Raw genomic sequence first — 14650 nt, forward strand, 5'->3', positions numbered from 1 at the left:
AGCCTGTGGACAACTCTCCACGAACGTTCTCGACCGCCACGGTCGACAGTCATGGCGCCTCGACACGTCGACGACGGCCTGACGAGCTTGGCCGAGCTGGACAGGGTCATCCACGCGCTCGCGAACCCGACGCGACGCTACCTGCTCGAGCTGCTCAGGCACGACGGCGCGGAAGCCATGGACCTCAATGCGTCAACGCGCTGCGCGTGGAGCATCTCCCAGGCACGCGCGTCGCAGCACCTGAGCGTGCTGCGCGGCGCCGGCCTGGTGACGGTGACTCCGTTCGGAGCCACTCGCCACTACCGGTTCCAGCCTGGCTCCGCCGATGTCGTAGCCATGTGGATCAGCACCCTCGGTAAGCCGTGAACTACTCGCCGCGGGCGTGCAGCAGGTCGTGGTTGACGATGATCTCGTCGCGGCCGGGGCCGACCCCGATCGCGGACACCCGGCAGTTCGAGATCTTCTCGAGCGCGAGCACATAGTCCTGCGCGGTCTGAGGCAGGTCGGAGAACTCGCGAGCGCCCGAGATGTCCTCGGACCAGCCGGGCAGGTACTCGTACACCGGCGTCGCGGCGGCGAAGGCGGCCTGGTCCTGCGGCAGCTCCTCGTGACGCACGCCGTCCACCTCGTAGGCGACGCACACCGGAATCTCCTCGAGCCCCGTCAGCACGTCGAGCTTGGTGAGGACCAGGTCCGTGAGCCCGTTGACCCGAGCGGCATAGCGAGCGATGACCGCGTCGTACCAGCCGCATCGGCGCTGACGTCCCGTCGTGGTGCCGAACTCGTGTCCCACGCGCGCCAGGAACTCGCCATTCTCGTCGAACAGCTCGGTAGGCATGGGGCCCTCCCCCACGCGGGTCGTGTACGCCTTGACGATGCCGATCACGGAGTCGATCCGCGTGGGTCCCACGCCGGAGCCGGTCGAGGCGCCGCCCGCGGTGGCGGACGACGACGTCACGAACGGGTAGGTGCCGTGGTCCACGTCCAGCATGGTCGCCTGGCCCCCCTCGAACAGCACGGTCTCGCCGCGGTCGAGCGCCTGGTTGAGAACCAGCGACGTGTCGGTGACCATGGGCTCGAGGCGCTCGCGGTACTGCAGCAGCTCCTCGGCGACCTCGTCGACCGTGATGGCGCGGCGGTTGTAGACCTTCACCAGCAGGTGGTTCTTCTGCTCGAGGGCGCCCTCGATCTTGTCGCGCAGCAGCTGCTCGTCGAACAGGTCGCCCATGCGGATGCCGAGGCGGTTGATCTTGTCCGCGTACGCGGGTCCGATGCCGCGGCCCGTGGTGCCGATCTTGCGCTTGCCCAGGAAGCGCTCGGTGACGTTGTCGAGGGTGCGTGCGTACGGAGCGATCACGTGAGCCGCGTTCGAGATCAGCAGCTTGGACGGGTCGACACCACGCTCGATGAGCGCGTCGATCTCGCTGAAGAGCACCGAGATGTCGACCACCACGCCGTTGCCGATCACCGGCACGACGTCCGGCGTGAGGATGCCGGAAGGCAGCAGGTGCAGCGCGAACTTCTGGTCGCCGATCACCACCGTGTGACCGGCGTTGTTGCCGCCGTTGAACTTCACCACATAGTCGACGCGGCTTCCCAGCACGTCGGTGGCCTTGCCCTTGCCCTCGTCGCCCCACTGGGCTCCGACGATCACCACTCCGGGCATCTCGCCCACTCCCCTCACCCCGGTCCTGGCCGGGGGCTTGGTGTCAGCGGGGCGTTCGCCCCGTCTTGTTATCGGCCGATGCGCCCGTCACCTGGACAGGCCATGCCCAGTCGAGCGGGCGCCGGCCCGTGCGTAGCGAAGCCCCGGGGCGTCTGGCGACTCCCCGGGGCTTCCGCCTGACGCCGAAGCGTCAGATCTTCTTCCCAGCGGAGCCGAGCTGCTGGCAGGCCTCGACCACGCGGGCAGCCATGCCCGCCTCGGCGAGCTTGCCCCAGGCGCGCGGGTCGTAGGACTTCTTGTCGCCCCACTCGCCGTCCACCTTGAGCACGCCGTCGTAGTTGCGCATCATGTGGTCCACCACGGGGCGCGTGTACGCGTACTGGGTGTCCGTGTCGATGTTCATCTTGATGACGCCGTGGCCGACCGCGGTGGCGATCTCCTCGGCCGTCGAGCCCGAGCCGCCGTGGAAGACCAGGTCGAACGGCTTGTCCTTGCCGAACTTCTCGGCGGCTGCCTTCTGGATGTCGCCCAGGATCTCGGGACGCAGCTTCACCGCGCCAGGCTTGTACGCGCCGTGCACATTGCCGAAGGTCATCGCCGTCATGTAGCGACCCTTCTCGCCCAGGCCCAGCCTCTCGATTGTCGCGATGCCGTCCTCAGGGGTCGAGTAGAGCTTGTCGTTGATCTCGGCCGAGTGGCCATCCTCCTCGCCGCCCACGACGCCGATCTCGATCTCGAGGATCGTGCGCGCCGCCTGCGAGAGCTCGAGGAGCTCCTCGGCGATGGCGAGGTTCTCGTCCATCGGCACGGTCGAGCCGTCCCACATGTGCGAGTTGAAGATGGGCGAGCCGCCGCCTGCGACCTTGTCCGCCTCGATCTTGAGCAGCGGCTTGAGCCAGTTGTCGAGGTACGTCTTGTGGCAGTGGTCGGTGTGCAGCGCGATGGTCACGCCGTACGAGTCGGCGACCTCGCGAGCGTAGGCCGCGAGCGCGAGCGAGCCGACGACCTGGTCCTTGATCGTGGAGCCGGAGGCGTACTGGCCGCCACCGACGGAGACCTGGATGATGCCGTCCGACTCGGCCTCCGCGAAGCCCTGGATGGCGGCGGTGACGGTCGAGGACGAGGTGATGTTGATCGCGGGGAACGCGTAGCTGCCCGCCTTGGCGGCGTCCAGCATCGCGGAGTACGACTCAACGGTGGCGATGGCCATATGTGTCTCCTGGTCGTGAAGAGGGGAAGGGAACCGCCGTCCATTCTGTCAGATGTGGGGTGCGTCCGTCATTGCCCCTGCGCCTCGACCCACTCCAGGCTGGTCAGGCGGGCTCGGTGAGGATCACCGAGGCCGCCGTCAGCCCGAGCGCCACGGGTGCGCCATCGAGCCGGACCTCGACGGTGCCCACCGCTGGGCGTCGCGCGACGAGCTCCACCTCGGCGCCGATTCCCACGCCGACGTCGACAAGGTGTCGCAGCAGCTCCGGGTCGTCATCGGAGACCCGGGCGATCCGCACCCGCTCGCCCTCGACGACCTGGTCAAGCGAGACCTGCGGGCTGTCGGGGAGGCTGCCGTCCGCTGCAGGGATCGGGTCGCCGTGAGGATCGTGAGTCGGCTCTCCGAGCCTGCTGGCCAGTCGCTCGACGAAGCCGTCGGAGACGGCGTGCTCGAGCACCTCCGCCTCGTCGTGGACCTCATCCCAGCCATAGCCCAGGTACTCGACCAGGAACGTCTCGATGAGTCGGTGCTTGCGCACGGTCGCCAGTGCGATCGCCCGGCCCTCGTCGGTGAGCGAGATCGAGCCGTACCTCACGTGAGTGACGAGCGACCGATCCGCCAGCTTGCGCACCAGCTCCGACACCGACGACGGCGACAGGCTCAGGCGTTGGGCGAGCACGCTGACCGTCACCGGCGCATCGGACCACTCGCCTGCGTTCCAGATCGCCTTGAGGTAGTCCTCGATGGTCGTGTCAGTTGCCAACGCCTGCTCCCCGCGGTGCCGTGCTCGACCTGAGCACAGGCCGCCTCCTACGCACGAGCATAGTGACGGCGGGCGCGTCAGGCCCCGGGACCCATCCGCGTCACCTTGTAGGGCGTGCCGTCCTTGGCGTAGGTGGTCCACTCGCCCACCTGGGCTCCGTGGTCGAAGGTGCCCGACCGCATCATCGTGCCGTCCTTGCGGAAGAACTCCCAGTAGCCGTGCTCGGTGCCCTCGTGCAGCTGGCCGCGCGCCCAGATCGAGCCGTCGGCGTGGAGCTTCTCGAACGGCTCGAGATCCTTGTCGTCGATGGACATCCCGCGCCTCCTCATCGAAGGTTCAAGAATACGGGCACCTGGGTTGGCGCGTCGTGCGAGCCGCTGGCGTGTGGGTCTGTCAGCCGTGGCCGGCGGCGATGTCGCCGTGCTCGCAGATCCAGGCGTGCATCGCGATCGCTGCGGCCGCGCCAGCGTTGATGGACCTCGTCGAACCATACTGCGCGATGGCCAGAGTCGCATCGGCCACCTCGCGCACGGCGTCCGACAGGCCCACGGACTCCTGACCGAACACCAGCACGCAGCTGCGCGGCAGCGCCGCCGTCTCGAGAGGGACCGAGCCCGGCAGGTTGTCGATGCCGATGACGTCGAGGCCCGCGCCATTCGCCCAGGCGACGAACTCCTCGAAGCTCGGGTGATGACGGACGTGCTGATAGCGGTCGGTCACCATGGCCCCGCGCCGGTTCCAGCGTCGGTTGCCGATGATGTGGACCTCGCGGGCCGCGAACGCGTTGGCGGTCCGGACCACCGAGCCGATGTTGAAGTCGTGCTGCCAGTTCTCGATGGCGACGTGGAACGGATGCCGGCGCTGGTCGAGGTCGGCCACGATCGCCTCGTGTCGCCAGTAGCGGTAGCGATCGACCACATTGCGGCGGTCGCCGTCGCGCAGCAGCTCCGGATCCAGCCGGGGGTCCGCCGGCCAGGCGTCCGCCTCTCCCGGCCATGGCCCCACTCCGTGCGGGAGCACATCACCTGAGTCCCCGGGAACACCGGCATCAGCCACGCGGATCACGCTGCCAGTCCCAGACAAAGTCCGGGATGCCGCTGCGCACGGACTCGAGGGTCGGCAGCCACTCGTCGACCCATCGAAGATCGCCGCCGGGCGCCCTCCCGACCAGCACCAGCGTCGAGTCCTCGATGATGACGCTGACGATGCTCGCAGGCGCAGCGCTCAGCGCGGCGATCACGGTGGGTGCCAGAACGGCGTGCGCGACCGCCTCATCGTCCGCGCCTGCCCGCCATCGATCGTTGAAGGCATGCGACTCGACGAGAACGTCATGCGCCCCGGTTTCGAGCACCCCGGCGCCGAGAAACCGTGCGGCAACGGTTCCTGGCGACAGCACCATGAGAGGAGTCGGCCCCGGCAGGGACGTGGTGAGGACGCGCCAGTCGAGGGTGTCCTCGCCCGGTCCCTTCGGATCGGGTCGTGCGACCCGGAACGTGTACGCAGTGAACGGCCATGCCGCGCCGCCTCCGTTCACGACGTCGAAGACACGCCGGAGCTCCCCCTGGTCGAAGGGCGGGGAGGAGAATCCGTAGGTGATGGGCGACCCTGTGGCGGCATACGACCAGCCTCGGGACGCTGCTGCCCGAGCGATCCGGTTCCGTTCGGGCTCGCGCTCGTCGATCGGCGCCGCCTTCTGGTGGCGGTGAATCACGATCATGCCCACGACGATGGCAAGGGTGAAGAGCACGATCCAGCCGAACTGGACGACCTTCACCGCACCATCGAGCGCGCTCATGTCAGAACTGGACGCTCGGCGCCTCGCGAGTGCCGGGATCGACCACCTCGAAGTAGTCCTCGCGCCCGATGCCAGCCGACTGGGCGACCAGGGTGACGGGGAAGGTCTCGACCTTGGTGTTGAGGGCGCGCACGTTGGCGTTGAAGAAGCGACGACCGGCCGCGACGCGGTCCTCGGTGTTGGTGAGCTCGCCCTGCAGGTGCAGGAAGTTCTGGTCCGCCTTGAGATCGGGGTAGGCCTCGGCGACGGCGAACAGCCGCCCGAGCGCGGAGGTCAGCACGTTCTCCTGCGCCGCCTGCTGGACGTGGGATGACCCCGGCTCGGCCGCCGCGTTGCGCGCGAGCGTCACCTCCTCGAGCGTCTGGCTCTCATGCGCGGCATAGCCCTTGACCGTCTCGACCAGATTGGGGATGAGGTCATGGCGACGCTGCAGCTCGACGTCGACCTGGCGCCACGACTCCTGGACAAGGTTGCGCAGCTTGATGAGCGCGTTGTATTGCACGATCCACCACACGATGGCGATGACGACCAGCGCTGCTAGCACGATGAGAAACACTTCGACCACGGCGACCACCCTCCAGTTCACCCGATGTGAGACGACCCTAGCGCTCCGATGCGCGCTCGCCGGCTAACGCATCTGCTTCCAGTCCTCCACGCCGTCGCCGTCGGCATCGACACCCACGCCCGTGTAGCGGCCCGCGGTGAGAGCCCCTGACTCCGTCGCCCAGGCGGGACCCACGAGCGGTGGTGACGTCTCGCGGGGCGCACGTGCGTCGGCCATTGGCGCGCTGGAGTCGTGCGTGCCGCCACCGTCGACCGATGCCGTGCCGCGGCCGAGCCCACCGCTCTCCACCGGCAACGGCGTCCACCCCGCCTGCGCCGCCAGGTCCGTGGGACGCCGCGACGTCAATGCCCCGGGCTCTGTCGCCCACCCCGGGGCACCTTCCGCGATGCCATCGCGCACGCCGTGCCCGCGGTCGCGGAACTCCCGCAGCACGTGCGGCGGGATGCGTCGCGCGATCCCCGCGACCACCGCGAGGCGCCTGGCAAGACCGCTCGCCCCTTGGCGGCCAGGTGTCCACGTGTACACGGCACCGCCCTCGATGCGGATGGGTGCTCCGAGAGCGTCGGGGGCGAGAAGGCGCTCGATCATCCGCGGGTCGAGCACGGCATGGGCGTAGCGGGGGTCGTCGGCGATCACGCGCCACTCGGTGTTAAAGGCGTGGGACTCGACGTCGACGTCACCACCGCCGAGCGTCTTCGCCACCTGAGCCGCGAGCGTCTCGGGCACGATGTCGAGCCGCGGCAGCCTGACGGGCAGCTCGGCGAGGGTGACGTGATGCGCCGTCGTGACGGTCGCGTCCCCGTCGCCGTCAGTGCGCTCCTCATAGACCTGGGCGAAGGACGCGCACCGCACGCCCGAGAAGTCGCCGCGCACCACCGACTCCTGGCGGCGCCGCACGCCCCTGGCGAAAGGGTAGGCGTGGAACCGCCCCCCGTACTCGTTGGAGGTGCCCACGAAGTCCCAGCCGTGCGCGGCGGCGAAGGCCGCGTACTCGTCGCGCATGCGCGCCGCCCGCACGGCGTCGACGGCGGACCACGCGATTCCCGCGCCCGTCGCGATCACGCCGACGATGATGATCCACGCACGGCCCGCGCCCAGCACGATGAGGGCGCCGCCCGCGACGATCCATGCGACGCCCACCGCTCGACCCCTCATTCGGCGCAGCATGGCGCCACCTTAGCGGCGCGCCAGGCGTGCGTGAAGGGGTCGGTCAGGCGAGGCCGAGATCAGCGAGGCCGAACAGCGACAGGTACGGCAGGCCCTCCGCCTCGATCCTCTCCCGCGCGCCCGTGTCACGGTCCACGATCACGGCGACTGCGGCGACAGTTGCTCCGGCCTCGCGGATGGCCTCCACCGCCGTCAGCACCGAGCCCCCCGTGGTCGACGTGTCCTCCACCGCGACCACGGTACGGCCGGCGATGTCAGGGCCCTCGATGCGCCGCTGGAGGCCGTGGGCCTTGTTCTCCTTGCGCACGACGAACGCGTCGAGGTCGAGGCCTCGGCTCGCGGCCGCGTGCATGAGCGCCGTCGCGACGGGGTCCGCGCCGAGCGTCAGGCCGCCCGCGGCGTCGACATCGGCGGGACCATGGCCGCTCTCCTCGAGGTGGTCGAGCAGCACGTGGCCGACGAGAGGTGCCGCGCGGTGGTGCAAGGTGATGCGGCGCAGGTCGACGTAGTAGTCCGCCTCCTTGCCGGAGGCGAGGGTGATGCGGCCGTGGACCACGGCCAGTTCCTTGATGAGGTCGCGCAGCTGCTCGCGAGGCGTGCCGGAAGTCATGGGCGCCAGCCTATCTTCGTGCGCGAGTTGGGCCCCATTCGCTCATCCAAGACCTTAGATGAGCGAGAACCGACCACCAGGAGGGCCGATGCGCAGGCTCAGTCGCCCCTGATCGACCGGCTGCGTCGGGTGAGGGCGCGCGGCGCGAGGCGCAGCAGGCTGGCGCCGGTGGCGTAGCGCACGGACGGCGTGACCGTCACGGCCTTGCGGCGCACGGCAGCGAGCGCGGACGTCACCACCTGCTCGGGCTCCAGCCACGCATAGTCGGGGTACTCGTCGCGCATGTGAGCCAGCTCGTCGGCGTCGTGGAAGGCGGTGCGCACCAGTCCCGGCAGCACGGCGGTCGCCGTCACCCCGGTGCCGTCGAGCTGTCCCGCGAGCGCGTGCGTGAACTCGACGATCCACCGCTTGTGCGCCGCGTACGTGGTGTTGGACAGCAGCGCGGCGATGGAGGCGACGTTCAGGATGGCGCCGTGGCCGCGCGCGGTCATGGACTTCGCGGCCGCCTGAGCGAGGCACAGCGGGGCCGCCACGAGGACGTCGAGCGCCGCCTTCTCCTCCTCCCACGTCGAGTCGAGGACGCCCTTGCCCAGGCCGTAGCCCGCGTTGTTCACGAGCAGGCTGATGGGGCGATCCGGATCGCCCACGCGCTCGGACACGGCGGCGAGCCCATCCGCCTGCGCGAGGTCGGCGACCAGCACCTCAGCCTCGACTCCTGCGGCACCTCGGATGGTGTTCGCGAGCTCGGAGAGCTCATCGCCGCTGCGGGACACGAGCACCACATCGTGGCGGGCTGTCGCGAGCTGCCACGCGAACTCCTCGCCGAGCCCTCGGCTTGCTCCGGTGATCAATGCTGTCGCCATGGCCTCAGCGTACGTGCGGTGACGTCGATGCCGGGCCAGCCGGCGCATCGGCCCTCCTGGCGGGCCGTGCGCGCCGCTCCCTCATCACTGGAACCGGCGCTTCGGGCCCCGCTCGCGCGCGGCGAGGACGGGTAGCGTGGGGGCATGCGCCTCGCCACGTGGAACGTCAACTCCATCCGTGCCCGCTCCGAGCGGGTGATCGATTGGCTCGAGCGATCGGACACCGATGTGCTGGCGATGCAGGAGATCAAGTGCAAGCCCGAGCAGTTCCCTCGTGAACCGTTCGAGGCGGCCGGCTACGAGCTCGCGATTCACGGGCTGAACCAGTGGAACGGCGTGGCGATCGCCTCCCGCGTGGGCCTGGCCGACGTCCAGACCTCGTTCCCCGGCCAGCCCGCGTTCGGCAAGCCCGGCCAGGACCCGATCGTCGAGGCCCGCGCGCTGGGCGCCACCGCGGGCGGCGTGCGCGTGTGGAGCCTCTACGTCCCCAACGGCCGCGGCCTCAGCGACCCGCACTACGCGTACAAGCTCGAGTTCCTGCGCACCCTCGGCCAGGCGGCAGTCGAGTGGGCGGATGCGCCCACGGCACTCGTCGGGGACTTCAACGTCGCACCGCTCACCACGGACATCTGGTCGGAGGAGGACTCCGAGGCAGAAACCCATGTCACGCCGGAGTCCCGCGAGGCGTTCCGCGCCATCGCTGACGCCGGCTACACCGAGGTGTCGCGCACCTTCGTTCCCGACGAGCGGCGGTACACCTTCTGGGACTACAAGCAGCTCCGCTTTCCCAAGAACGAGGGCATGCGGATCGACTTCGCATACGCGTCGGCCCCCCTCGCTGCGGCGACCACCGCCGTGACCATCGAGCGCGATGAGCGCAAGGGCAAGGGCGCCTCCGACCACGTGCCCGTGGTGCTTGAGATCGGCGCCCTGTGAGCGACCAGTTCGCCCCGCCCGGAGGATTCACCGCGCCCGACGGACCCGACCGTCGCTCCGACGCTGCGGCCAGCGCCGCGCCAGCGGGGGACACGTCGGTAGCGGACCACTCCGCGCCGCGCCGCCAGCGGCCCCCAGGCGCCACCACGACCGCCCGCAAGGCCGGCCCGGCGATGGCGATCGCGGCATGGACCGGCATCGCTGCGGGCGTCGCGCTGCTGATCGGCATCTCGTGGTCGGTCGCCCTCGACTGGCAGGGCACGTCGCTGGAGCCGGCGGAGCCGGGCGCGACCGGCGACCTGCCCGCGACGTCGCTCGTGCCGGGCATGTGTCTCGAGACGGTCGGCGACGACGGCTCGGTGGGCAAGGCGAGCGTGGTCGACTGCGAGCAGCCTCACGAGGGTGAGGTCATCTCCGAGATCGACTTCGCCGAGGCGAGGTTCCCTGGGGACCAGGCGATCGCGGAGCGGTCGCTCGGCGCGTGCGCGACGCGCATGGACGGCGTCGGTCCCGACGGCTCGTCCTGGGTGGCATGGGTTCCTACCGAGGATTCGTGGCACCGCGATGACAAGCGGGCGCTGTGCATCCTGGTCCTCGACGAGGCCGTCGAGGGCCGCGTGGGACCCGACGCTACCGGGGAGGTCGACGACGAGCCCGTGAGCGGCCAGGAGACCTGAGGCCGTCGGCTACCCGTGCGGCGGCGCGCCGGCTCGCCGTCGGGCTCAGGCCAACGACGGGGCCGGACCGGGCGAGCGGCTCGCGCGCCCGGCGATGGCCGCGTTGATCTCGGGATCGCCGTGCGTGGCGAGCCATTCGAGCACGGCGGCGGGCGTCGCGGGGTTGGCCGCGACGGCTGCTCGCAGGTGCGCGTGACGCCATGCGATCTGGGCGAGCTCGTGCTCGGTGGAGCGCGGGCTCTGCGCGCGGGCTGCGAGCGCCCTGCTGGCCGGCGTGTCCTCGGCAGCGGCGAGCGTCGACGCGCGCCGGACGCCCTGGCCGCCCGTGACGGGAGGCGCGACCTTTCGTCGCGCGTCCCTCGCGATCACGGCGAGGATCAGCAACGGAACCGCGGGAGCCGCCCAGAGCAGGGCCGGAAAGAGGACGTCCTCGATCCTCGCCAGAAGTGCGGCTGCCCCGGTGAAGGCGACGGCGCCGATGGCAAACGCCGTTCGCGAAACCGGGGTGAGTTCCACCCTGGAGAGGAAAGAGGATGCCACGACTACCAGGAACAGGAGGCCAGTGATGACTAGGACGAACTCCTCCGCCGACCAGTGCATCGGCCCCCCTCCCGGGCTTCGCGGCAAGGAGGGCGAACCCCCTCTGCCTCGATCTCGAGACTGCCACGTCACCTCCGCGCGCGGTATCCCCACTTGTGGGGGGTCAAGGTGAACTTTTCGCGACGAGCCGACGCGCGAGGGACGGGCAGGCTATGCCATCCGGGGACGCGGGAGCGCTAGGGTGGCGGCAGGGTTGGTGGCCAGGGAGAGGGGTCGCGGTGGAGCCGCATCGCATCGCACTCGTCGAGGACCATGCCCTGGTCGCACGAGGGTTCGAGACCCTCGTCGACGGAGCGCCCGACCTCTCGCTCATCGCGATCGTCGGGACGGTCGACGAGCTCGTCGACGTCGACCCACCGCCTGCGCTCGTCGTGCTGGACCTCAGGCTCGCGGACGGATCCGACCCTGCCACGAATGTCGCCGCCCTGCACCGCCTAGGCGCATACGTCCTGATCCACACCGGCGCCGAGGATCGTGCGCTCGTGCAGTCGGCTGCCCGGTCGGGAGCGCTGGGGCTCGTACGCAAGTCCTCCGACCCGGGCGAGCTGCTCGCGGCGATCCGCACAGCCGTGCGCGGGGACGCGGTCTTCAACGCTGACTGGGCCGCCGCCATCGACGCCGATGCCGCCCTCGCTGACGCACGCCTCACGGAGCGGGAGCAGGAGGTGCTGAGCATGTACGCGTCGGGGGAGACCGCCGTGTCCGTCGCCGTCGCGTTGGGGATCTCCCGCACCACCGTCGCCGACTATGTGAAGTCGATCAGGCGCAAGTATGAGGCGGTGGGTCGCGCAGCGGCCTCACGCGTCGATCTCTATCGACGCGCCATCGAGGACGGCATCCTCGAGTGAGCGCGCTGTCGACCGAGTCCGCCCGCGACCGACTTCAGCGCGCCCTGTACACCGCATCGGGCATCGGAGCCCTGGTCTTCGGAGCGCTGATGGCCACGGGCGCGAGCGGATTCCTCGCCCAGCGCGACTCCCTCGAGCCCTGGTACTGGTGGCTCGCGCTGTCCGTGGCAGTGCTGCTGCCGATGACGCTGCTCCTGACTCCCAGGCTGGCATCGCTGCGCGTGAGCCGGGCGATCGGTTGGGTGTCGGTGATCGGTTTCGTCGCGGTCCAGGTCCTGTGGGTCACCGGGATGAGCGTGGACACCCTGCCATCGGGGACGACCCCATGGATCCAGGGGGTCACCGCCTTCAGCTGCACCATCGCCGCGATCACGTGGAAGTCCCGCTGGGTATGGGTCGCGCCCATCCTGCAGGCCGTGCTCGTCTCCACGGTGCAGATCGCAGCGTCCGACACGGGCGTCGAGGCCTCCGTGCTCGACGGCGTGGGCGCGCTGGTGTTCTGCTCCTTCCTCGCCGCGATCGCACAGGCCGTGCTCAAGGCGGGTGAGGCGCAGGACGCCGCCGCCGCGCATGCTCGCGAGGCGGCGATGAGCGCGGCTGCGGCCTCTCGGAGCGAGCGGGAGCGAGCCCGGATCAATGCGATCGTGCACGACGACATCATGTCGGTGCTGCTCGCGGCCGACCACGACGAGCGCGACCCGACGGTCGCCGCGCGCGCCGCAGACGCCCTCGCCGCGGTCCAATCGATCACCGCCCCCGACACCACGCGTGCCGGCTACGGCCCGGACGAGCTCGCCGCGGTGCTGCGATCGACGACGGCCGCCCTGCGGGCTGACGCGGCAGCCTCCGCATCCGCCTCCGGCGTGCGCGAGATCCCGAGCGCCGTCGCCGCGGCGTTCGTGGAGGCTCTGAGCGAGGCGCTCCGGAACACGTCCAGGCACGCCGGAGCGCACGCTCGCGTGAGCGTCGAAGCCGTCGTCTCGGAGGACGGCGTGCACGTCATGATCGTCGACGACGGCAACGGGTTCGACCCGCGTGCCGTGGGGCCGACGCGACTGGGCATTCGCGCGTCGATGATCGGCAAGATGGAGTCGATTCCTGGCGGCCGATGCGCGGTGGACTCGGCGCCCGGCGCCGGCACTCGCGTGGCCTTGTCCTGGAGCGCGACATGAGCACGAGAGACCCAGCTCGCCCGCGCCCGCCGGAGGCGGACGTCTCCAGCCTGCTCTACCTCGGGTCCACCCCGGCGCGTGCACTGGTCGTCCTGTTCGTGGCGGCGAACGCCATCTTCACGGTCGCGACACTGGACGTGCTCATCAATCCCTGGCAGTCCTTCGCGGCGATGCTGATCGTGAGCCTCGCGGGGCTGCTGCTCGCGCGCGCCCACCCCGACCCCTTCCCCCGGCGCGACACGAACGCCGTGCTCGCCGTCGTGATCGTGTCGTCGGTGCTCGTCGCGACCAACCTCACCGACGCTGAGTCGCTGGGTCGAGCGACCTGGCACCTCGGGTCGAACACGTGGCTGCTGTTCTTCCTCGCTCTGCGCCGTCGCGCGGCCATGGCATGGCTTGGCATGGCCGCGATGGCTGCGATCACGATCGCTTGGGCGCACGTCTCCGGGCGAGGCGTGGTCGCCGGCGTGATGATGCTCAACACACACGTGGGAATCCTCCTGGTGGGCACTCTCTTCGCCACGGCGCTGCGGCGCACAGGGCGACGCATCGCGTCGCTCGAGCGGCGATCGATCGCCGCCGCGGCGGAGCAGGCCGAGTCGGCCGCTGCTGAGGAGATTCGTCGCACCCGCTCCGGCGAGCTCGCACGGCTCGCGGTCCCGCTGCTCGAGCAGATCGCAGCCGGCGGCCCTTTCGAGCCGAGCGACCGCGCCCGATTCAGGCTCGCTGAGGCGGCGCTGCGCGACGGAGTGCGCGGGCGCTCGCTCATGCTTCCCGAGGTCGTGCAGGCTGCGGCGGGCGCACGTTCGCGGGGCGTCGCCGTGACCATCCTTGACGATCGCGGCTCGCTGCCGACCGACGGCGACTCGGCCGAGCGGCTGAGCGGCGCGGTCGTAGCGGCCCTCGAGGCAGCGAGTGCGGGAACGGTCACCATACGACTCGTGCCCGCCGGGCGGAGCACCGCGCTGACGATCGTCGCCTCCGAAGGAGAGCACGTCCGCCGCACGACGCTCGCGCCCGACGGGCACGAGATCGCGAGAGTCGTCTAGCTGAGCGCCTTGGCCTTGAGGGTGTCGAACTCCTCCTGCGTGATGGTGCCGGCGTCCAGGAGCTCCTTGGCCGCCTTGATCTGACCAGCGGAGCCGCCGACCTCCTCGACCACGCCGCGCGTGTACTCGCGCTGGGCATCGCGCACCGCGCGGACGTCCTGGGCGTCGCGGGCGGCCATGCCCTTGCCGCGTGCGAAGAGGTAGATGATCGCACCGAGCGCGGGCAGGAGGATGACCAGGATCAGCCAGCCGGTCTTGCCCCAGCCGCTGAGGTCCGAGTCGCGGAAGATGTCGAGGATGATGCGGATGACGACCACGAAGAACGCGATCATGATCATGAACCAGAAGGTCCACAGCAGGACGTCGATGAAGTTGGCGAAGAAGTCCACTGGTATTGCTCCCTTTGATGTGGCGCCGTCTCGGACAACGGCGGACTATCCGCACACTAGCGCGTCGCGGGCCTCCCGTGTGGGTGGGAAGCCCGCGACGTCAGGACCGGCAGGTCAGTCCTCGAGCGTGCGGCGCCGGCTCGCGATCACCAGCCCAGCGCCCAGGGTGAGCAGACCCGCGGCGCCCGCGGCCCAGCCCCAGGAGTCAGCACCGGTGTGTGACAGGTGGGTGGGGCCGGTTGGCTGGTGCGTGGTGGTGCCGGACTTCACGGTCGGCTGATCGGGCGTGGCGTGCGGCGTGCGGACCGCGGTGGTCGTGGACGGCGTGGTCGGCGTCTGC

Annotated in this window: 19 protein-coding genes; 6 read left to right on the forward strand and 13 right to left on the reverse strand. The window is 70.2% G+C overall.

Annotated features, from left to right (window positions below):
• Positions 1–51 precede the first annotated feature (51 nt).
• On the forward strand, positions 52–366 hold the full coding sequence (locus tag B7K22_RS05270) for a helix-turn-helix transcriptional regulator (RefSeq protein ID WP_084038939.1): 315 nt from the start codon (positions 52–54) through the stop codon (positions 364–366).
• 1 nt (position 367) lies between these two features.
• Here the strand turns inward: B7K22_RS05270 and B7K22_RS05275 are convergent, their stop codons facing one another.
• The 10 genes from B7K22_RS05275 to B7K22_RS05320 form a co-directional block, all read right to left on the reverse strand.
• The gene (locus B7K22_RS05275) at positions 368–1666 is read right to left on the reverse strand and encodes an adenylosuccinate synthase (RefSeq protein WP_084039786.1); all 1299 of its coding nucleotides are present in this window, start codon (positions 1664–1666) and stop codon (positions 368–370) included.
• Between the two features lie 190 nt (positions 1667–1856).
• The gene (fbaA, locus tag B7K22_RS05280; RefSeq protein WP_084038940.1) at positions 1857–2876 is read right to left on the reverse strand and encodes a class II fructose-bisphosphate aldolase; all 1020 of its coding nucleotides are present in this window, start codon (positions 2874–2876) and stop codon (positions 1857–1859) included.
• 103 nt (positions 2877–2979) lie between these two features.
• Positions 2980–3639, reverse strand: a complete 660-nt coding sequence (locus tag B7K22_RS05285) for a metal-dependent transcriptional regulator (RefSeq protein WP_200807365.1) — start codon at positions 3637–3639, stop codon at positions 2980–2982.
• A gap of 77 nt (positions 3640–3716) precedes the next feature.
• Positions 3717–3953: a toxin-antitoxin system YwqK family antitoxin gene (locus B7K22_RS05290; RefSeq protein WP_084038941.1), complete on the reverse strand. Its 237-nt coding sequence runs from the start codon at positions 3951–3953 to the stop codon at positions 3717–3719.
• A gap of 79 nt (positions 3954–4032) precedes the next feature.
• Positions 4033–4695, reverse strand: coding sequence for a TrmH family RNA methyltransferase (locus tag B7K22_RS05295; protein WP_084039789.1), 663 nt, complete (start codon positions 4693–4695; stop codon positions 4033–4035).
• Positions 4688–5434: a hypothetical protein gene (locus B7K22_RS05300; RefSeq protein WP_084038942.1), complete on the reverse strand. Its 747-nt coding sequence runs from the start codon at positions 5432–5434 to the stop codon at positions 4688–4690. The genes B7K22_RS05295 and B7K22_RS05300 overlap by 8 nt, the downstream gene beginning before the upstream one ends.
• Before the next feature lies 1 nt (position 5435).
• Positions 5436–5999 (reverse strand): LemA family protein, encoded by a 564-nt coding sequence (locus tag B7K22_RS05305; protein WP_084039791.1) that lies wholly within the window; start codon positions 5997–5999, stop codon positions 5436–5438.
• Positions 6000–6062: 63 nt separating this feature from the next.
• Positions 6063–7154: a hypothetical protein gene (locus tag B7K22_RS05310; protein WP_144276244.1), complete on the reverse strand. Its 1092-nt coding sequence runs from the start codon at positions 7152–7154 to the stop codon at positions 6063–6065.
• 55 nt (positions 7155–7209) lie between these two features.
• Positions 7210–7776, reverse strand: coding sequence for an orotate phosphoribosyltransferase (gene pyrE, locus B7K22_RS05315; protein ID WP_084038944.1), 567 nt, complete (start codon positions 7774–7776; stop codon positions 7210–7212).
• A 98-nt stretch (positions 7777–7874) separates the two neighbouring features.
• Complete coding sequence (locus tag B7K22_RS05320; protein WP_084039793.1) at positions 7875–8639, reverse strand: SDR family oxidoreductase; 765 nt, start codon at positions 8637–8639, stop codon at positions 7875–7877.
• Positions 8640–8783: 144 nt separating this feature from the next.
• Between B7K22_RS05320 and B7K22_RS05325 the strand changes: the two genes are divergently transcribed.
• Positions 8784–9575: an exodeoxyribonuclease III gene (locus B7K22_RS05325; RefSeq protein ID WP_084038945.1), complete on the forward strand. Its 792-nt coding sequence runs from the start codon at positions 8784–8786 to the stop codon at positions 9573–9575.
• Positions 9572–10252 carry a septum formation family protein gene (locus tag B7K22_RS05330; RefSeq protein ID WP_084038946.1) on the forward strand — a complete coding sequence of 227 codons (681 nt, stop codon included), beginning with the start codon at positions 9572–9574 and terminating at the stop codon, positions 10250–10252. The genes B7K22_RS05325 and B7K22_RS05330 overlap by 4 nt, the downstream gene beginning before the upstream one ends.
• 45 nt (positions 10253–10297) lie before the next feature.
• On the opposite strand, the gene B7K22_RS05335 is transcribed toward B7K22_RS05330, so the two are convergent.
• Positions 10298–10768 carry a hypothetical protein gene (locus B7K22_RS05335; RefSeq protein WP_144276245.1) on the reverse strand — a complete coding sequence of 157 codons (471 nt, stop codon included), beginning with the start codon at positions 10766–10768 and terminating at the stop codon, positions 10298–10300.
• A gap of 302 nt (positions 10769–11070) precedes the next feature.
• Between B7K22_RS05335 and B7K22_RS05340 the strand changes: the two genes are divergently transcribed.
• Genes B7K22_RS05340 through B7K22_RS05350 form a run of 3 tightly spaced genes read left to right on the forward strand, consistent with a single transcriptional unit; the run spans position 11071 to position 13921 of the window.
• Positions 11071–11700 carry a response regulator transcription factor gene (locus B7K22_RS05340; protein WP_200807366.1) on the forward strand — a complete coding sequence of 210 codons (630 nt, stop codon included), beginning with the start codon at positions 11071–11073 and terminating at the stop codon, positions 11698–11700.
• On the forward strand, positions 11697–12872 hold the full coding sequence (locus B7K22_RS05345) for a sensor histidine kinase (protein WP_084038949.1): 1176 nt from the start codon (positions 11697–11699) through the stop codon (positions 12870–12872). The genes B7K22_RS05340 and B7K22_RS05345 overlap by 4 nt, the downstream gene beginning before the upstream one ends.
• Positions 12869–13921 (forward strand): hypothetical protein, encoded by a 1053-nt coding sequence (locus B7K22_RS05350; RefSeq protein WP_144276246.1) that lies wholly within the window; start codon positions 12869–12871, stop codon positions 13919–13921. Before B7K22_RS05345 ends, B7K22_RS05350 begins: the two co-directional genes overlap by 4 nt.
• On the opposite strand, the gene B7K22_RS05355 is transcribed toward B7K22_RS05350, so the two are convergent.
• The gene (locus B7K22_RS05355; RefSeq protein WP_234983319.1) at positions 13918–14310 is read right to left on the reverse strand and encodes an SHOCT domain-containing protein; all 393 of its coding nucleotides are present in this window, start codon (positions 14308–14310) and stop codon (positions 13918–13920) included. The two genes, B7K22_RS05350 and B7K22_RS05355, sit on opposite strands and share 4 nt — an antisense overlap.
• Positions 14311–14424: 114 nt before the next feature.
• The coding region (locus B7K22_RS05360) for an LPXTG cell wall anchor domain-containing protein (protein ID WP_159448768.1) at positions 14425–14650 on the reverse strand (226 nt) is incomplete at its 5' end.

It is taken from the genome of Demequina sp. NBRC 110053 (assembly GCF_002090095.1).
Lineage (GTDB): Bacteria > Actinomycetota > Actinomycetes > Actinomycetales > Demequinaceae > Demequina.

Coding starts and splice junctions, on each gene's coding strand:
- fbaA (WP_084038940.1), bottom strand. CDS start 2,876: ATGGCCATCGCCACCGTTGAGTCGTACTCCGCGATGCTGGACGCCGCC.
- B7K22_RS05310 (WP_144276244.1), bottom strand. CDS start 7,154: ATGAGGGGTCGAGCGGTGGGCGTCGCATGGATCGTCGCGGGCGGCGCC.
- B7K22_RS05275 (WP_084039786.1), bottom strand. CDS start 1,666: ATGCCCGGAGTGGTGATCGTCGGAGCCCAGTGGGGCGACGAGGGCAAG.
- B7K22_RS05320 (WP_084039793.1), bottom strand. CDS start 8,639: ATGGCGACAGCATTGATCACCGGAGCAAGCCGAGGGCTCGGCGAGGAG.
- B7K22_RS05270 (WP_084038939.1), top strand. CDS start 52: ATGGCGCCTCGACACGTCGACGACGGCCTGACGAGCTTGGCCGAGCTG.
- B7K22_RS05290 (WP_084038941.1), bottom strand. CDS start 3,953: ATGTCCATCGACGACAAGGATCTCGAGCCGTTCGAGAAGCTCCACGCC.
- B7K22_RS05350 (WP_144276246.1), top strand. CDS start 12,869: ATGAGCACGAGAGACCCAGCTCGCCCGCGCCCGCCGGAGGCGGACGTC.
- pyrE (WP_084038944.1), bottom strand. CDS start 7,776: ATGACTTCCGGCACGCCTCGCGAGCAGCTGCGCGACCTCATCAAGGAA.
- B7K22_RS05325 (WP_084038945.1), top strand. CDS start 8,784: ATGCGCCTCGCCACGTGGAACGTCAACTCCATCCGTGCCCGCTCCGAG.
- B7K22_RS05300 (WP_084038942.1), bottom strand. CDS start 5,434: ATGAGCGCGCTCGATGGTGCGGTGAAGGTCGTCCAGTTCGGCTGGATC.